The 16932-nt window shown below is 68.6% G+C and carries 15 protein-coding genes; 10 read left to right on the forward strand and 5 right to left on the reverse strand.

Annotation, left to right across the window (positions count from 1 at the left end; genetic code table 11):
• Positions 1–26: 26 nt before the first annotated feature.
• The 4 genes from ACZ6ZP_RS05915 to ACZ6ZP_RS05930 all read right to left on the reverse strand — a co-directional run bounded on the left by ACZ6ZP_RS05915 (position 27) and on the right by ACZ6ZP_RS05930 (position 3360).
• Entirely contained in the window at positions 27–884 is an 858-nt protein-coding gene (locus ACZ6ZP_RS05915; protein ID WP_351164730.1) for a fumarylacetoacetate hydrolase family protein, read from the reverse strand.
• Positions 885–1066: 182 nt separating this feature from the next.
• The gene (locus ACZ6ZP_RS05920) at positions 1067–1831 is read right to left on the reverse strand and encodes a YidC/Oxa1 family membrane protein insertase (RefSeq protein WP_469405812.1); all 765 of its coding nucleotides are present in this window, start codon (positions 1829–1831) and stop codon (positions 1067–1069) included.
• 144 nt (positions 1832–1975) lie between these two features.
• Positions 1976–2287 (reverse strand): DUF6412 domain-containing protein, encoded by a 312-nt coding sequence (locus ACZ6ZP_RS05925; RefSeq protein ID WP_351164731.1) that lies wholly within the window; start codon positions 2285–2287, stop codon positions 1976–1978.
• A 197-nt stretch (positions 2288–2484) separates the two neighbouring features.
• A complete protein-coding gene (locus ACZ6ZP_RS05930; RefSeq protein WP_469405814.1) occupies positions 2485–3360 on the reverse strand; it encodes a class E sortase in 876 nt (291 codons plus the stop codon).
• Positions 3361–3527: 167 nt separating this feature from the next.
• Here ACZ6ZP_RS05930 and ACZ6ZP_RS05935 point away from each other — a divergent pair, with 167 nt between their 5' ends.
• The 8 genes from ACZ6ZP_RS05935 to ACZ6ZP_RS05970 all read left to right on the forward strand — a co-directional run bounded on the left by ACZ6ZP_RS05935 (position 3528) and on the right by ACZ6ZP_RS05970 (position 14977).
• Complete coding sequence (locus ACZ6ZP_RS05935; protein WP_361470820.1) at positions 3528–4547, forward strand: SEC-C domain-containing protein; 1020 nt, start codon at positions 3528–3530, stop codon at positions 4545–4547.
• Positions 4548–4946: 399 nt separating this feature from the next.
• Positions 4947–7523, forward strand: coding sequence for a Z1 domain-containing protein (locus ACZ6ZP_RS05940; RefSeq protein WP_361470818.1), 2577 nt, complete (start codon positions 4947–4949; stop codon positions 7521–7523).
• On the forward strand, positions 7520–8563 hold the full coding sequence (locus ACZ6ZP_RS05945; protein WP_361470816.1) for a PD-(D/E)XK motif protein: 1044 nt from the start codon (positions 7520–7522) through the stop codon (positions 8561–8563). The genes ACZ6ZP_RS05940 and ACZ6ZP_RS05945 overlap by 4 nt, the downstream gene beginning before the upstream one ends.
• Positions 8560–10515 (forward strand): hypothetical protein, encoded by a 1956-nt coding sequence (locus ACZ6ZP_RS05950; RefSeq protein ID WP_361470814.1) that lies wholly within the window; start codon positions 8560–8562, stop codon positions 10513–10515. The genes ACZ6ZP_RS05945 and ACZ6ZP_RS05950 overlap by 4 nt, the downstream gene beginning before the upstream one ends.
• Positions 10512–11408, forward strand: coding sequence for a hypothetical protein (locus ACZ6ZP_RS05955; protein ID WP_399977041.1), 897 nt, complete (start codon positions 10512–10514; stop codon positions 11406–11408). The genes ACZ6ZP_RS05950 and ACZ6ZP_RS05955 overlap by 4 nt, the downstream gene beginning before the upstream one ends.
• Positions 11409–11411: 3 nt before the next feature.
• Positions 11412–13280, forward strand: coding sequence for a DUF6339 family protein (locus ACZ6ZP_RS05960; RefSeq protein ID WP_469405662.1), 1869 nt, complete (start codon positions 11412–11414; stop codon positions 13278–13280).
• A 58-nt stretch (positions 13281–13338) separates the two neighbouring features.
• The gene (locus ACZ6ZP_RS05965) at positions 13339–14442 is read left to right on the forward strand and encodes a DNA cytosine methyltransferase (RefSeq protein ID WP_469405663.1); all 1104 of its coding nucleotides are present in this window, start codon (positions 13339–13341) and stop codon (positions 14440–14442) included.
• A gap of 52 nt (positions 14443–14494) precedes the next feature.
• The gene (locus ACZ6ZP_RS05970) at positions 14495–14977 is read left to right on the forward strand and encodes a very short patch repair endonuclease (protein ID WP_361470806.1); all 483 of its coding nucleotides are present in this window, start codon (positions 14495–14497) and stop codon (positions 14975–14977) included.
• A gap of 33 nt (positions 14978–15010) precedes the next feature.
• Here ACZ6ZP_RS05970 and ACZ6ZP_RS05975 read toward each other — a convergent pair whose 3' ends face one another.
• Positions 15011–15643 carry an ATP-binding protein gene (locus tag ACZ6ZP_RS05975; RefSeq protein WP_361470851.1) on the reverse strand — a complete coding sequence of 211 codons (633 nt, stop codon included), beginning with the start codon at positions 15641–15643 and terminating at the stop codon, positions 15011–15013.
• A 226-nt stretch (positions 15644–15869) separates the two neighbouring features.
• On the opposite strand from ACZ6ZP_RS05975, the gene ACZ6ZP_RS05980 reads away from it, so the two are divergent.
• Positions 15870–16718, forward strand: a complete 849-nt coding sequence (locus tag ACZ6ZP_RS05980; protein WP_361470804.1) for a helix-turn-helix domain-containing protein — start codon at positions 15870–15872, stop codon at positions 16716–16718.
• On the forward strand, positions 16715–16930 hold the full coding sequence (locus ACZ6ZP_RS05985; protein WP_469405665.1) for a DUF397 domain-containing protein: 216 nt from the start codon (positions 16715–16717) through the stop codon (positions 16928–16930). Before ACZ6ZP_RS05980 ends, ACZ6ZP_RS05985 begins: the two co-directional genes overlap by 4 nt.
• Positions 16931–16932: the final 2 nt, after the last annotated feature.

Raw genomic sequence — 16932 nt, forward strand, 5'->3', positions numbered from 1 at the left:
ATCCGCCGCGCCCCCGCCCCGAAGGGCTACGCGTCCTTCAGCTCCTGGCGCTGCTTGCCCAGCCCCTCGATCTCCAGCTCCACCACATCACCGGCCCGCAGGTACGGCTTCGGCTCGGCGTGCCCCATGGCCACCCCCGCCGGCGTACCGGTGTTGATGACGTCACCCGGGTACAGCGTCATGAACTGGCTGACGTAGCGCACCACTTCGGCCACCGGGAAGATCTGCTGGGCCGTGGTCCCGTCCTGCTTCAGCTCTCCGTTGACCCAGAGCTTCAGGGACAGGTCCTGCGGGTCGCCGACCTCGTCCGTCGTCACCAGCCACGGGCCCAGCGGGTTGAACGTCTCGCAGTTCTTGCCCTTGTCCCACGTGCCGCCGCGCTCGATCTGGAACTCCCGCTCCGACACGTCGTGCGACACCGCGTACCCGGCGATGTGCGCGAGCGCCTGCTCGTGGGACTCCAGGTAGCGCGCGGTGCGCCCGATGACGATCGCGAGCTCGACCTCCCAGTCGGTCTTGACCGACTTGCGCGGCACCAGGACCGTGTCGTTCGGGCCGACCACCGTGTCCGCCGCCTTGAAGAAGATGACGGGCTCGGCGGGCGGCGTGGCCCCGGTCTCCTGCGCGTGGTCGTGGTAGTTCAGCCCGATGCACACGACCTTGCCGATCCGGCCGACCGGCGGCCCGACCCGCAGCCCCGCCGCGTCGAGCGCGGGCAGCTCGCCCGCCTCGGCGGCGGACCTGATCAGGTCGAGGGCTGCCGTGTCGGCGAGCAGCGCACCGTCGATGTCCGTGACGGTCCCTGAAAGGTCCCGCAGCGTGCCTTCGGCATCGAGCAGCGCCGGGCGCTCGGCCCCCGCCGTACCGACTCGCAGCAGCTTCATGGTCAATCTCCCTTGGTCGAGCGCGCCCACTCACCTCCGACGATCGCGTGGCCCGGATCGGGGCTCCCCTGCTCTCGAGCAGAGTCGAGAGCTCGCGAAAGGGTTGCGGCCATCGTCGGAGGATTGGCCGATCCTCCAAGGTCGCCGTCCATCCCGCAAGACCCTGTTCACAGACCGGACCGTTACTGGGCGGTAGCCAGCGCTCCGGCGCCGTACGGCATGTCGCGGTACAGAACGGCACGCTCGACCGCGCTCCAGGTCGTGCTGGTGACCACGTACAGCGCGGCGGCGAGCGGCACGAAGGCGACGGTGAACAGCGTCATGAACGACATGAACGGCATGACCTTGGTCATCGCGCCCATGCCGGGCATCTGCTGGCCGTCGGCGCCGCCGCTCACGGGCGCCGCCGCCATCTGCAGCTTCGTACGCCGATAGTTGAAGGTCGCGACGGCGGCCACGATCACGAAGAGGCCGAGATAGACGAGCCCCTGCGCCCCGAAGACCCCGCCGTCGGCGAGCGCGTCGGCCCAGCGCCCGCCGAGGGGCGCCTCGAAGAGCTTGTGACCGAGCAGCGCGTTGGCCTCGCCGCCGATGCTGGAGTTGGAGAACAGGTGGTAGAGCAGGAAGAACGCCGGGAGCTGGAAGAGGCTGGGCAGGCACCCGGAGAGCGGCGAGACCTTCTCCGCGGCGTGCAGCTCAAGGACTGCCTTCTGCAGCTTCTCGGGGTTCTTTCCGTGCTTCTTGCGCAACTCGGCGATCTGCGGCGACAGCTTGGCGCGCGCCTTCTGGCCACGGGCCGACGCCCGCGACAGGGGATGGACGAGGAGTCGTACGCACGCCGTGAACAGGACGATGGCGGCGGCCATCGCGGAGGCATGGAAGAGCGGTTCGAGCAGATCGGCGAGGGAGCCGACCAGATCGGCGAAAAGCGACATGAATCCGGACAGGAAATCGAACATGGAGAGGCCCTCCGTGGGGCTCGTCGTGCCGAGGAAAAGAGGTGAGGGAGCTGGTGCGCTGGTGTGCGCTGAGGCTCTTTTCGGCGTGACGGCCCGCGAGGGGACTCGGTGGATCGGTAGAGGTGCTGTTCCCTACGCGGCCGTCATGACGAGACGGCCCGGTGCTCGGGGGCGCCTGCGCCCGGAGGCGTCGGGATCGCGCTGCGGCAGGAACGCCGTGCGCTTCTCGCGGTCGCGGATGGCCGTACGCACCCGAGTACGGGGCACGGCGGGCGCGCAACGCGCGGCGATCAGGGAGCAGACGGCGAGCGCGGAGCCCGCGGCGGCGGTCGCGGCGAGCGCGACGGCGGCGGTGAGGCTGCTCGCGTCGAGGAGGACGACCTCGACGAGGAGGAAGAGGAGAAGGCCGGTGGGACGAAGAGCGGCTTTCCAGCTACGGATCACGTCCTGCACTTCCGGGTCCCCCCTCTCCTGGCTCGGTTCTCCTGGCTCATTGACGCAGCAACGTATCGAACGTATCGAACCTCATGTCGCCTACCGCCCGTTATACAGGATCGGCCCCGCCGGCCGTAGAGGGCGTCCTGCCCCGCCCTGCCCCGCCCCGCCTCGCCCTACCGCGCCCTACCGCGCCCTACCGGGGCCTACCGGGGCCGCATGGACTGCAGCTTCCCCCACACGATGAGCCGGTACTTGGAGGTGTACTCGGGGGTGCAGGTGGTGAGGGTGATGTAGTACCCGGGAGCGCTGTATCCGCGCCCGGCCTTCACGAGGCTGCGGGGTACGGGGCGGATGACGCCGCTGTCGCGGGCCGAGGTCTGGGCGAGGGTCTTGTCGACGACGTACGTGTAGACGGCCTTCTTGGTCTCGACGACGAGCCGGTCCCCGTCCCCGAGCCGGTCGATGCGGCGGAAGGGCTCGCCGTGGGTGTTGCGATGCCCGGCGAGAGCGAAGTTCCCGCCTTCCCCGGGCTGGGCTGTGCGCGGGTAGTGCCCGACGTACCCCTTGTTGAGTACGCCGCTCTTGCTGATGCCCTCGGCGACGGGGACGCGGATTCCGATGCGGGGAATGCGGAGGACCGCGTAGGCCTGGTCCCAGTCGGGGGTGGGGGCGGGTTTCTGGCGGCGGGTGAAGGCGTGACCGGGGGCTTCACCGGAGTCGGGGACGGCGTCAGGCGGGGGCTCGTCGGCGACGTCGGCACCGGCATCGGACGAGCCGGAGGGTGCATCCCCCCGGTCCCCCCGGTCCCTCCGCTCCCCCCGCTCCCCCCACTCCCGCTCAAGGGCTTCGACCTTGCGCTCGGCGCCTTCGCGGGCCTGCCGGTTGGTCCACCAGAGCTGATGGGCGACGAGAAGCAGCAGGACGAGCCCGCAGGTGACGGCGGCTTCGGCGGCCCCCCACACGAGCCGAGCGCCTCTCCCCCGCCCCGCCCCACGCCGACGCCCCTGCACAACAACAGGAACCCGCTCCACCCGTCCCCGTCCCCGTCCCCGTCCTCGTTCCCGCACCCGCACCCGCATGCGCACCCGGCACCTCCCGTCCCAAGAGGGCGGCAGGCTAAGCCCAAGCCCGCCAACAAGCCATGGCGCCCACAGCGGATTGAGCCGCCCGAACCTCGAAAGTGTGCCGCCCTGATCTGCACGGCAACCCTGCTGTAACGCCCCCACTCGGCAGTACGGTGTCCCGTATGCGCCCCGACACGCCTGCCGATCACATCGCCGAAGCCGAGCGCCTGGAGCGGACCGCCGGCTTGTACCCCGAGGACACCGAGCACCTGCTGCTCCAGGCCGCGGCCAACCTGGAGCTGGCGGGTGAGCGCGACCGCGCGACCACGCTCTACGACCGCCTACTGGCCCCGGACGCCCCCCACCCGGCGTCGGCCCCGACCCTCATCCGAGCCCTCAAGGCCTCGAACCTCTGGGAGTACGGCCACGAGGCGGAGGCAAGGGCGATCATCGACGGAGTACGGGCGGCGGCACCTCGCGACCCGGCGCCGTGGGTGATCGTGGCGGAGTCGCTGGAAGCGCACGACGAACTGACCCAAGCGCAGGAAACCTTCACCCAGGCCCTGGAGCTCCTGCTCCCGCCCGGCGGCTCCGGCGGCGCCCCGTCGTACGAACAACGCCCACTGCTGTTCGGCCGCCACAGGGTGCGCCGCTTGCTGGGAGCGGAACACGACGCGTGGGACGCGATGGCGGACGAGGTGTCAACATCCCCCGTCCCCCTGGACGAGTTGCACGACCCGAAGCGAATCTGGTCCCTGGGCTCGGACAACCCGGCGGAACTCCGCGCGGAAATCTCCCGCATCCAGGCGGAGTTGGGCTCGTACAGGGAGGCCCTGTCCCGCCCCTTCCCGGTGGCGGTCCTGCACTGGCCGTCAACGGAACTGGAGGAACTCCTGACGGCGTACCCCTCGCTGGAATCCGAATACCCCTCCCACGAGGCGCACTTGTCGACCATAGAGTCGTCACTAAGGGAACTGTCGGCCTCCGGCACCCCGAACCTGGGCATCGTCACGGGCACGGTCCCGTCCTACGAGGCCTTCGCAGCCTCGGAGGGCGCCCAGCCAACGGACGTCTCCCTGCTCCCCCAGTACGCAACGACACTGGCGGCGCGGGGCCGGGCTGTGGGGTGGCCGCCGGAGGCGGGGGCGGCTTGTTGGTGCGGGTCGGGCACCCCATACGGCGATTGCCACGGAAGGCCGTAACGGCGCGACGCGTCACCGAGGGCCCCGGCTGAGGACCTGTTGGCACCTTTAGCCAGGGCCTCACCACCCTTTTCGCACTCGCACCCCATATGAAACGCCTGTGCGATATCGTTAAAGAGGAACCTTTAGAACTGCAGAGCCGTTGCTGCCTGCTTCCGTGGATAGAGCCCCACGCTCCCGGGGAACACGACAGCATGCTTGATGCGCCCACCGCCGACCGGCGCTACGACGACGCCACCCGCGGTGCACAGCCCCACCGGTGAGCCCGGTCAGTTCGCACCCCGAATGACTGCTCGGCGTGCATTTTTGCGGACTCTGGAATTCACGGGACCACCAACTGCGGTGAACCGGCAAGAAATCGGGGTACCGGCGCCACGCTCGGCCCGGCAAGGAGAACAAGTGAGCAGCGAACTCGACCAGATATACGGCGTCTTCCGCGATCTCCTCGACACCAGCACGCCCGCGGAAGCGGTGAAGAAGCTGGAGATCCTGGGGGTCGACGCAGAGCGGATCCAGCGCATCCGTGAGCGCCACGAACAGAAGCTGCTCGCGATCAAAGAGATGGAGGAACCACGGGTAGCCGTCAACGGCAACCGGGAGACCTGGTACACCGGACCGCGCGAGAACGACCGTGCATGGCCCGCGATCCAGCGTGAGCTGGAGAAGTCGGGCTGGGGAAAGGGCGCGATCGAAGATCTCGATGGCGCGTCCACGCGTGTCGTCTCACTGCTCAACCACCCCAAGGAACCCGAGTTCTCCACACGCGGGTTGGTTGTCGGCTACGTGCAGTCCGGCAAGACCACCAACTTCACCTCGGTGATGGCGAAGGCGGCCGACCGCGGCTACAAGCTCTTCATCGTGCTCGCCGGCATCCACAACGGCCTGCGCCGTCAGACCCAGGCCCGCCTCGCCCAACAGCTTGTGGAGTCGAATCCGACGGGGTGGTCCCAACTCACCGGTCTCGACCGTGACTTCGTACCGATGGAGAATGCCGCGTCCTTCTTCGGCGGCAGCAACCGCACCCACGTGCTGTGTGTGGTGAAGAAGAACGCCAAGGTACTCCGCAAGTTCGCCCGTTGGCTGGAGTCGGCCTCCGACTACCTGCAGCAGGCCCCCGCCCTGGTGATCGACGATGAGGCCGACCAGGCCAGCGTCGCCACCCCATCGATCAACCCGCTGATCCTCCGGATTCTCGACACCTTGCCGAAGGCTGCGTACGTCGGATACACCGCGACCCCCTTCGCCAATGTCCTTATCGACCCGGCGGCGAAAGACCTGTACCCGAGCGACTTCATCGTCAACCTGCCGCAGCCAAAGGGACACTTCGGTACGGAGGTCCTGTTCGGCAGGTACGCCCTCGACGGCGAGGACCCCGAGGACGTCGATGACGGGTACGACATGATCCGCAGGGTCCCCGGTGAGGACGTCCCTCTGGTCACTCCTGCGACAAGGGCGGACGCCGACGGCTTCACGCCCGAGATCACCGACACCCTCGAAGACGCCATCCATTACTTCTGGCTCACCACCGCCGCTCGCCGGGCTCGTGGCACCGGCAACAAGCACGCCACCATGCTGATCCACACCAGCATGCGCATCCAGGTCCACAACAGCTTCCGAGAGCCCCTCAAGAGGCTCCGCGCACACACCCTGGACCACCTGAACGATCCTGACGCCCTACAGCGACTGCGCACGCTCTGGGACGACGAGACCAAACGGGTGCCGGCCGAGGACTTCCGGGAGACCAAGGTCCCCTTCGAGACGCTGTTGGAAGAGCTGCCGGGCGTCATCGGCGACTGCCGGATCATCATGGACAACTCCGACAGTGAGGACACCCTCGACTACGACAACGGCCCGGTGGTCGCCATCGCCGTCGGCGGCAACAAGTTTTCCCGAGGCCTGACCCTGGAAGGCCTCGCCGTCACCTACTTCGTCCGCGCCGCCTCCGCGTACGACACCCTGCTCCAGATGGGTCGCTGGTTCGGCTTCCGGAACGGGTACGCCGACCTCCCGCGCGTGTGGATGACGGACGAACTCCACTCCGCCTTCCGGCATCTGGCCACCGTCGAGGCGGACATGCGTCGCGACATCGACGTGTACCTCCATGAGAACGAGACCCCACAGACGTTCGCGGTCCGCCTGCGCACCCACCCGGTGCTGCGGGTGACGGCGGCGGCCAAGATGCAGTCCGCGATCAGGGCCAGCGCGGCGTACGGCGGTCGCCGCATCCAGACCCGCTACTTCCACACGGCCACTGACTGGCTGCTCGACAACCAAGAAGCTGCCCGCGAGCTGGTGCGTCGCGCCGTCAGCCAGGCCGTCACGCAGCACTCGCGCCCCGAGGAAGGCCGTCATATCCTGCACGGGGTTCCGCACACCGACGTGCTCGACTTTCTGGGCCGGTACCGCTTCCACGAGAGCTCCCAGGAGTGCGACGCCGAACTGATCTCCGCATATGTCCAGCGCCGCGTCCAAAGGGGTTCACTCCTGCGCTGGAACGTCGCGATCATCGGCAACCGTGCGGGCACCACGGACACGGACTTCACCTTCGCCCCGGACGTCACCGTCGGCCGCATCACCCGTGCCCGACTGCGCAACCTCAAGGGAGAAGCGGACTTCGCGGACATCAAGACCCTGATGAGCCGGGCCGACGCTGCCGTGGACCTGAAGGACGTCCCTCGTGGCCTGGCGGAGGACGAGATCAAGCGGGAGCGCCGCGAGCAGCTCCCGGACAACGGTCTCCTCGTGCTGTACCCGATCGACAAGGACTCTCGCCCCTCCGAGCGCCGCAAGAAGTTCCGTGAGCCGCTCGGCGCCGAGGACCATGTGATCGGCGTCGGGCTGGTCTTTCCGGAACCCCGGCAGGACAGCGAGGTCGGCTGGGACGGCAGCTATATCTCGGCGGACCTCTCCGGCATTCGGCTGGAGGACAACGACGACGAGGACCTTCGCACTCTCGAAGGCGAGGACTCGGCGTGAGTGACGTATTCCGGCGGGCCCTGGAGGAGAGTTGGCGGAATCTCCTTCTCTCTCCCGTGTCTGCGGACAATCGGCTCCGCACCGCACCCCTGCCGGTCAGCACGTCACGCGGCCCGGTCCTCGCGGCCATCGATCGCGAGGGCCATCGCCATCTGCTGGTCCCCATCGCAGGGAATCAGCACGTCCGGGAGATCCGCGACGGCCAGGTCCTTCACCTGCGCAAGCGCCCCCTTGAGGACGCGGAGGTCTACCAGCACTACGCCGACCTCGGCTGCCTGCGGCACGACCTCGACGACGTGTTCACCGGGCTCGGCGAAAACGTCCTGCGGGAGATCGCGCAGCTCGGCGGGGACGAGCAGACGCCCGCCTCCTCCCAGACGCTCAAAGCTCTGCACCGGGTCCTGGACCGTTGGCGGGCCCTGTTCCGTACGCACGGCGCGCTGCTGGGTCCCGTGCAACTCGCAGGTCTCTACGGCGAACTACACATACTGCTCCGACTCCTCGCCGAGAACCCCAGCGCCCACCGGCTGTGGACTGGGCCGAACGGTTGCCCGCACGACTTCACCTCTGGGACCGACGCCGTCGAGGTCAAGACCACCACCGGGGACGCGCTGCGCGTACGCGTCCACGGCCTGCGGCAATTGGAGCCACCGGAGGGCGGCTCCCTCCAGCTCGCCTGTCTGCGCGTCGAGCGCGTCCCCGAGGGCGGCGAGGGGGCGAGCGTCGTGGACCTGGTGGAGCGGGCACTGCGGCTGTGCGACGACGAGAGCACGCTGCTCGGTCGCCTCGCCGAGGCCGGCTATCACACCGTCGACACGGAGCGTTACCGCACGACCCGATTCCTCGTGCGTGAGGAGCGCTGGTACGCGGTGGTCGCGGGCTTCCCCCGCCTCACGGCGGCCGATCTCGCCGTCGCCGAGGTGCCCGGCAACGTGACCGACGTCGAGTACACGGTGGATCTCTCCGTGTCCCCGCCCAGCCCTCTCCCGATGACCCGGGTGGAGAAACATCTGGCCGCCATGCTCGGGGAGAGCAAGTGACAGACGCGCGCATCGAACCGCAGTGGTACTCCCAGCCGTATCCGCCGGAAGGCGCGAGCGCGGCCGAGGGCATCCGCAACCAGCTCGGCCGCCCCGAGTTGGACCTGCTCACCATCCTCGTGCGAGAGGCCGCCCAGAACAGTTGGGACGCCAGGGACCCGCGGCAGGACGGACCGGTCCGCTTCGGCATCGACCTGGGGTATGTCGGTCCCGCGTCTGCCGACTCCTGGCGCAGGCTCCTGTTGAACGGCGCTCCGTCGAACGACCATCTGGCCTTGCGCAGGGCACTTCGCGCGGGCATCCGAATCATGACGATCTCCGATCGGGGCACGAACGGCCTTGGCGGCCCCACCCGCGCCCACGAGATCCCCAAGGGTCGTCAGGACTTCGTCGCCTTCGTACGAAACGTCGGAGAGCCCCGCGACACCAGACTCGGCGGCGGCACGTACGGCTTCGGCAAAGCAATCTTCTACCTCCTCTCCAGCCTCGGGACGGTGCTCGTGCACACCCGCTGCCGCAACGAGCGGGGAGACCTGGAGACCCGCCTGATCGGCTGCGCCCTGTGGCACAGCTATCGAGACAGGGACCTTCAGGGCGACGAGCGGCGTTACACCGGCCGGCACTGGTGGGGTGATGCTTCCGGAGACGTGATCGACCCCCTCGTCGGCGCCGCTGCGGAGGAGACAGCCCGCCAGCTGGGCCTCACGCCCTTCGGCGCGGAGGAGACCGGTACGAGCGTCGTCGTCCTCGATCCTCAACTCGACGGCCTGGAGCCGAAGGAAGCCGCTGCCTATCTCGCCGAGACCGTGGCCTGGCACCTGTGGCCCAAGATGCTGGAGCGGGCCGACGGCTCGTCGGCCATGCAGTTCTCCGTCACCTGCGAGGGGCGCGACTTCCCCGTCCCGGATCCGCGCACCACGTCCCCACTCAACCTCTTCGTGGACGCCTACCGCCAGTTGGTCACCGACGAGGGCCGAACGTTGTCGTGTCAGAAGCCCATCAGGGAGTTGGGGCGGTTGGGGCTCGTCCAGCGTCCGGTCATTCCCCTCGAGCCTTCCCCCGCCGCCCGACGGGCCATGGAGATGGTGCAGGTCGAACGGTCCCTGCACCACGTGGCGCTGATGCGCCCCGCGGAGCTGGTGGTCACCTACTGGCCGGGGCGCGAGACCGGCGCCGAACTCCTCTCGTACGCAGGCGTCTTCCGCGCCACGGACCAGATGGACGCCACCTACGCCGAAGCCGAACCCCCGACACACGACGCCTGGAATCACCACCGCCTGGAGGGCCACGACCGGACCTTCGTCCGCACCACGTTCACCCGTCTCAAGGAGGCGGTCGACGAGCTGCTCCAGCTGGGCGGAACGTCCCGAGAGGGCTCGGCGAACGTGGCACTGGGCGCAGCCAGCGCCCGCTTCTCCCCGCTGGTGGGCGGCGCCTGGGGAACCGGGGGCGCCACGGACTACGGCACCCACTCCACGGGCCGGGCCACAGCAGCGCCGGACGACGACGAGGAACACCCCGACCCGCGCCCCCGTTCAGGCGCGCGACGGAGGGGCCGCGGCCAGGGCACTGCCGCCGCCTCGCCCCCGGAGGTCGACACCGGCCGTGCCCCCCGCCCACGCGTGAAGTACTCGGGCGAGACCACGTACGAAGAGCGCTTCGGGCACTCGGTCCTCGTGCAGGCGTTCACCCTCCCCGCTCCGGTCGTGCAGCGTGTTCGGGTCGAACTGGCCGTGGCTCTCCCCGGCACCGGCAATCGCGAGACCGACCCTCCTGCGGGCGCCGCGATGCCCGGCCTCGTCGGCTGGGAGGACCCCACCGGCACGCTCCACGCCTCGCCGACCTATGTCATCGAGGGCGGCGACGACACCGTCTGGCGCGCCGTTGTCCGTCCGGCCCCGGACACCATCACGGAGATCACCGTGAAGACCCAGGCGGTGAGCGCGTCGTGAGCAGACTCGCCCTCCCCTACCGATCGCCCGCCACATCCTGTGTCCGGGCCGAGCCGTGGCAGCTCGTCCTCGACGGCGCCACCATCGCTCTCCCGGAGTCTCTCGACTTCTGGGACTACCGCATGGACGTCGAGGTGAGCCGCACCGTGCACGTCGATCTGCCGACGGCCCGCGCGGGAGCAGGCCTCAATGACGGCGCGGTGCTCACCCTCGCGGCCATCTGGACCGCTTCCGGCTCCAATCTCCGAGGCCCCGTGCAACGGGTTCCGCTCACCGGTGACGACGTGTGCACCGTGGACCTTCACGCCGTCCTGGCGGGAGCCCAACTCGGGGGCGTGCTCTCCTTGGAGACAGTGCTCGTCCTCGCCCGTGCGGCTGGGGGAGCTGCCCCCTTCGCTCCACGCCGCGCCGGGTCGCTGCTCTGGGAAGACACCGCGGCGCTGCGTCTCCAGGGCGATGCGCCTCTCTTCCCCATGACGGTGATCGACTTCGCCCACACCTCGTTCCGGGACGGCGCGGCCTGGCACCTGCAACTCGGATCGGATCTGAACGCCGCTGCCATGGGCTCCATGCTTCTCCTCGTCAACGAGAAGGCCGATGAGGTCTCCGCCGCCTTCGCCCACGCGGCCAGACCCGGCCCGGTGGATCGCGTCGTCCTCTCGATGGTGTACTCCGACTGCGCCCGGATCATGATGGAACATGCCCTGCTCAAGGAGGAGTTCCTCGACGAAGCGGACTTCCCCGAGGACTCGCTGGGAGCGACCCTGGTCAACCTCTTCCACCAGCTCTTTGCGGGCCGCACGATCCAGGACCTTCGGCAGCTCCGACAGAACTCACCGAGCCTTTTCGCCTCTGAACTCCAGGCCGCGACACGCATCCTCCAGGAGGCATGACCCATGGCTCTCCTCTACCCCCGCCTCCTCGCCGGACAGGCCAAACCGCTCCACCAGCGGTACAAGGAGATGCCACCCCACGACTTGGCCGAACACGTCGCGTACCGCCATGAGTCCGCGGTCTACGTCGCCACCGGCGGCGACAGGATCACGGAGGCACAACTGCGCGACCTGCGGGCCCGCGTCCTGGAGACCGCCGCTCGTGCGGGCTTCCCCGACGAGTCCTCTCGTACGGCACGGGCCCGCTTCGATCTCGAACTGGCCGCGCTCCTGCACAGCAAGATGGACCTGATGCCGGCCGAAGCAGCGTCCGGCGACGTCTGGGCCTTTCTCGCGCTGACCCTGCTTCCCGACATCGCATACTGGCGCTATCCCCGCCCACCCGGCGACCGTGTGGTGGCCAGCGACCTGACCCGGCACGTCTTCGGCCGCCTGTGGTGGCGGGCGCACCTCGTCCGTGACCCCGTGGCTCCGGAGCCATACGCGGCGCTCGACATCCTCGGAGAGGCTGCCTTCGACCAGATCTACGCCCGCCGCAAGTCCCTCGGCGGCAGCCCGCATCTCGTACGCAACATCCTGCACGCCTGGGCGGCCGTCGACCTGCAGGGTCTCGCGGAGCGCGACGTTCTGAGGGACTTCCTCAAGCGGCTCCTCAGGCTCGCTCCCTTCGTCATCTTCGAGGCCTTGGACGACACCGAGCTACAGGCCGAACTACGTTCCGTGGCCGAGGAGTCCGTGGCCGCATTGAGGCCCGACGAAGCGCAGCAGGCCCTTTCGGAACCCCCACCCACGCACGCGATCTCGCCGGGTCCGGTAGAGAGACCCGAGTTCGGGCCGACCTGGGCCCCACGGCCTGCGGCAGCGCCCGCGCCGACATCCCCCGCCCGTCGGCTGGCCTCCCTCGAGCTGTGCGCCGGCGCCGGAGGCCTCGCACTTGGCCTGGAATACGCGGGCTTCGACCCCGTCCTTCTGATCGACAACCGTCCCGTCGCCCTCGACACCCTGCGCCTCAACCGACCCGACTGGCGCCTCCACGAGGAAGACCTGAGCACCCTGAATCCTGCGTCACTGGCCCAGGAACCGACCCTGCTGGGACTTGACCTGATCTCCGGTGGTCTGCCGCGCGTGAAGGCAGCGGCCGCCGTCTCCCGCGAACGTGGCAATGACCACGAGCTGTCGGTCTTCCGTGCCACCCTCGATCTCACCCGGGCCCTGCGCCCCCGCGCCCTCCTGATCGAGAACGTACCGGATCTGATCACGAGCGAGATGTACCGGCCACTCCGGGACCACGTACAACAGGAGCTGTCCGCGAGCGGCTACGCCCCGCTCTGGTTCGTCCTCAATGCCGCCCGCTACGGCGTGCCCCAGGAACGTAAGCAGGGCATTCTCCTCGCCTTCGCGAGCCCGGGGGCGGCCGAGGCATTCCGGATTCCGCCGCCCTCCCCCGAACCCCCGATCACCGTCGGTCAGGCGCTCGGCCCGACCATGGCCGCCCGTGGCTGGCCCGGAGCCGCCCAGTGGGCGGCACAGGCCACCGAGGTCGCCCCCACGCTCGTCGGCGGTTCCTGGGAACGCGGCGGTGCCGACCTGGGCCCGACCGGCTCCAAGCGGGCCTGGGCTCGCATCGGCGTGGACGGCGGCACGGTCGCGAACGAAGTGCCGGACCCCGACTTCGAGTGGAACCCGGCCCTCGGACGCGAAGGCATGATGGCGCTCACCGTCGAGCAGGCTGCCCTGCTGCAGGGCTTCCCCAAGGATTGGGCCTTCGCGGGACGCAAGACCGCCCGCTACCGCCAGGTCGGCCATGCCTCCCCGCCTCCGGTGGGAGAGGCGCTGGGGCGTGCGATCCACGCCGCGCTGTCGGCCACGTGACGTCGTGGCCCTCCACCGGCTCCCCCGACCTCCTCCATCACCTATAAACTCGCTCACCATGACCGTCGCTCTGCCTCACCAGCTCTCACCTGCGGGTTTCCACATCGTGGACCTTTTCGCCGGCCCCGGCGGGCTGGACATGGCCGCAACGGTTCTGGGTGTCCCCTCACTGGGGATCGAATGGGACGCGAATGCCGTGACGACACGTGACGCCGCCGGTCTCCGATCGATCCACGGCGACGTGCGCAGCTACGGTCCGGAGGACTTCCCCGAAGCGAATGTCCTCGCCGGTGGCCCGCCCTGCCAGAGCTTCACTGTCGCCGGCACCGGGGCCGGGCGCCGCGCCCTGGACGACGTCCTGAAATACGTCCAGCGCCTCGTCGACCGCGACGCACGCGCCAACATCGATGCCGACCTCGCCGACATGGACGACAAGCGCACAGGACTTGTCCTGGAGCCCTTGCGCTGGGCGCTGGGCGCCATCGACAACGACGGGCTCCGTCCATACGACGCCATCGTCCTGGAGCAGGTGCCCGCAGCCCTCCCCGTCTGGGAGGCGTACGGAGCGGCCCTCGCCGAGGAGGGCTACTCGGTGGCCCACGGCATCCTGCACACCGAGGAATTCGGCGTCCCGCAGACCCGCCGCCGCGCGATCCTCGTCGCCCGACGTGACGGACACACGGCGGCCCTCCCCACCCCAACACATCAGCGCTACCGCAAGGGCGCCCCAAGGCCGGCGGGCGATCTCGTGCTGCAGAGTTGGGTGGCCATGGAAGACGTGCTGACCGAGCGCACCGAACCCTTCCGGGTCGTCTCCAACTACGGCACTGGTGGCGACCCAAAGCTCCGTGGCAGGCGCCGTTCCTGCGAACCCGCTGCCACTGTGACGGGCAAAGTCTCCCGAAACCGCATCGTCACCGACGACATGACGGAGGATGACCTCCCCCGGCTGAGCACGAGCGAAGCGGGTCAGCTCCAGACTTTCCCGAAGCGGTTCCCCTGGTCCGGCGGCGACATCTCCCAACAGATCGGCAACGCCGTTCCGCCCCGCCTCGGCATCCACGTCCTCAGCGCCGCGCTCGGCCTGGCGCCCCCGGGTGAGGACGTGTGGCGCGCACTCGCCGACTGGTCCCCGCGGGTCCGCGAAGACGCCTCACACTGAGATCGTGCCCGCTTCACGCCCGATCCCCTCGTCCCACACCGTCTCAGCCCGCATGAGCAGACAGCCCTCTCGGGACACCAAACCGGAAGTGGCCGTCCGTCGCCTGCTCCACGCCGCCGGCCTCCGTTACCGGCTTCAGCGACGCGTCCCCGGAATGGCCCGCAACACGATCGACATCGCCTTCCCCGGACTCCGCATCGCCGTCTTCATCGACGGCTGCTTCTGGCACGGCTGCCCCGAGCACGCCACCTTTCCCAAGTCGAACCCCACGTTCTGGCGCGAAAAGATCAACAAGAACGCCATGCGCGACACCAGAACCACCGCCCACCTCGAATCTCTCGGCTGGACCGTCCTCCGCTTCTGGGAGCACGAGGCGCCGGAGCAGGTGGCCGTTCAGGTGGCCGCAGTGATCCGTTCGGAGAAACAGGTGGGGCACCCGACGCGCGGAAGCCAAGGAGCACATCCGGCGGCTCGCCCAAAGAGGGGCGCCAACTCCCCACCGGATCAGCCGGATCGGCGCCCCGAACAAACCTGAAGCGGGCTTCTACGACGGGACGCGCTCCCGGGCTCATCCACCTGCGCCCTCGGCCTCGAAGTGCGTCTGCGCCCGATCCAGCGCCTCGTCCGGATCGCAGCCGTGAGCCCGAAGCCAATGGAGGAGGTCCGCGATGACGTCGATCGCGGCCTCTTCCGCAACGGCGACGGCCAGGACCGGACAGGCCTTGCCCCTCCGCACCGTCTTCTCCCCATAGAGGCCGATCACAGCCTCGGCACGGTCGACTCGCAGGCCCCCCGTGTGCCCGGTCGGCGATCCGAGTCCTGTGGCCAATTCGCACCAGGTGACCTTGGAATCACCCCGCAGAATCACGCCCCACCGGTCGGTGACCCCCTCCAGCAGGGCCATCCCGCGCCCGCTTTCGGCCTCCGCCTCGGCCACGAGCAGTGTCGGAAGCGCGCGCACATCGGGGTCGCTGACCTCGATACGGACGAACGTGCCGTTCATGCTGATTCCGAGCGTCGTGGGCGTGTGCGAGCCGACATGCGTAATGACGTTGGCCACGAGCTCGCTCACGCACAGCTGTGCCGCATCGACCAGTTCAGGAAGGCCCCACAGGTTCAGATGCAATCGCATGATGCGGCGCAGCGCCGCCACTTCCTCTGGTTCGGCGAGGAACGGGATCTCCCACGGCTTCCTCGTCATGCACTCATGAACGCTCACGCCTCCACCTCTCAGCCAGAAGCCCATGAGATCGACGAGGTCGGCAACTAGTTGTCACGACCCATGGACCCAACGTAGCGACGCATGTGAGCATGGCAGCGCGCATCCCGCCGTGCAATGTGCACAAAGGGATTCCCTCCATAGAGTGATTGGTCTTTCCAGGGGCTTCCGATGAGATGGAACCTCCGCTAGATGACAGGGAGTTGGAATGACCGGCTCGCCCACCGCTCGACGTCGCCGACTGGCTATCGAGCTCAAGAAGCTCCGCGAGGAGCACAACCTCACGTGCAACCAGGTGGGCAAGGAGCTCGACTGGAGCGGGTCCAAGGTCAACCGCATGGAGACGGGCACCGGGCGCGTCCAGCCGTCGGACGTCGAGGCGTTGTGCCGCTTGTACGGGACCAGCCCTGAACTGCGCGAGTTCCTCAAGGCCCTCGCCAAGGAGTCGAAGCTACGCGGCTGGTGGCATGCCCACGCGGCGGCGATCCCGTCCTGGTTCTCGGTCTACGTCGGGCTGGAACAGGAAGCGGCAAGCCTGCGCCAGTACCAGTGCGAGTTCACCCCGGGGCTGCTGCAGACGGCCGCGTACGCCACCGAACTGCACCGCGCCACAGGTCACATCAGTGACGAGCAGTTGGAGCGGGCCATCCATGTGCGCATGGAACGGAAGCAGATCCTCACCCGCGAGAATCCCACGGAGCTCTGGGCAGTCATCCACGAGACGGTCCTGCGTCACGTCATCGGCGACCGCGACGTCATGAAGCAGCAGCTCGAACATATGCTGGCCATGGGGAAGTTGCCGAACGTGACCCTTCAAGTCCTGCCCTTCGACGCGGGTACATACCCCGCGACCGGCGCGTACACCATCCTCGGTTTCCCCGAGCGGGGCGACCCGGACGTGGTGTACCGGGATGGGATCACTGATGCGGTCTACCTGGAAACTCCCTCGGATGTGGACCAGTACACGAAGGCCTTCGACACCCTTCGGGCCTCTGCTTCAAGCCCGGCCCGCTCCGCCTTGTTGATTGAGAAGGTGCTTGAGGAGTACTCCAGATGACCCCAGCCACAGGATCCAGCGGCCCTTTGACCTCGCAGTGGCGCAAGAGCAGCCACAGCAACGGCTCCGGAGGCGAATGCGTGGAGGTGGCCGCTGTTGAGCAGGCAGTCCTCGTTCGTGATTCGAAGCGCCCTGACGCCCCCCGGGTCACCGTCCAGCCGTCCACCTGGAGCGAGTTCCTCACCGCCTTGCAACAAGTCCCCCCACTCTGAGG

The sequence above is a fragment of the Streptomyces sp. NPDC054047 genome (assembly GCF_055585065.1).

What these genes read in the sequence shown, in the direction of transcription:
- ACZ6ZP_RS05915 (WP_351164730.1), bottom strand. Translation starts at nt 884, where the DNA reads ATGAAGCTGCTGCGAGTCGGTACGGCGGGGGCCGAGCGCCCGGCGCTG.
- ACZ6ZP_RS05930 (WP_469405814.1), bottom strand. Translation starts at nt 3,360, where the DNA reads ATGCGGGTGCGGGTGCGGGAACGAGGACGGGGACGGGGACGGGGACGG.
- ACZ6ZP_RS05935 (WP_361470820.1), top strand. Translation starts at nt 3,528, where the DNA reads ATGCGCCCCGACACGCCTGCCGATCACATCGCCGAAGCCGAGCGCCTG.
- ACZ6ZP_RS05960 (WP_469405662.1), top strand. Translation starts at nt 11,412, where the DNA reads ATGGCTCTCCTCTACCCCCGCCTCCTCGCCGGACAGGCCAAACCGCTC.
- ACZ6ZP_RS05965 (WP_469405663.1), top strand. Translation starts at nt 13,339, where the DNA reads ATGACCGTCGCTCTGCCTCACCAGCTCTCACCTGCGGGTTTCCACATC.
- ACZ6ZP_RS05970 (WP_361470806.1), top strand. Translation starts at nt 14,495, where the DNA reads ATGAGCAGACAGCCCTCTCGGGACACCAAACCGGAAGTGGCCGTCCGT.
- ACZ6ZP_RS05975 (WP_361470851.1), bottom strand. Translation starts at nt 15,643, where the DNA reads ATGACGAGGAAGCCGTGGGAGATCCCGTTCCTCGCCGAACCAGAGGAA.
- ACZ6ZP_RS05980 (WP_361470804.1), top strand. Translation starts at nt 15,870, where the DNA reads ATGACCGGCTCGCCCACCGCTCGACGTCGCCGACTGGCTATCGAGCTC.
- ACZ6ZP_RS05985 (WP_469405665.1), top strand. Translation starts at nt 16,715, where the DNA reads ATGACCCCAGCCACAGGATCCAGCGGCCCTTTGACCTCGCAGTGGCGC.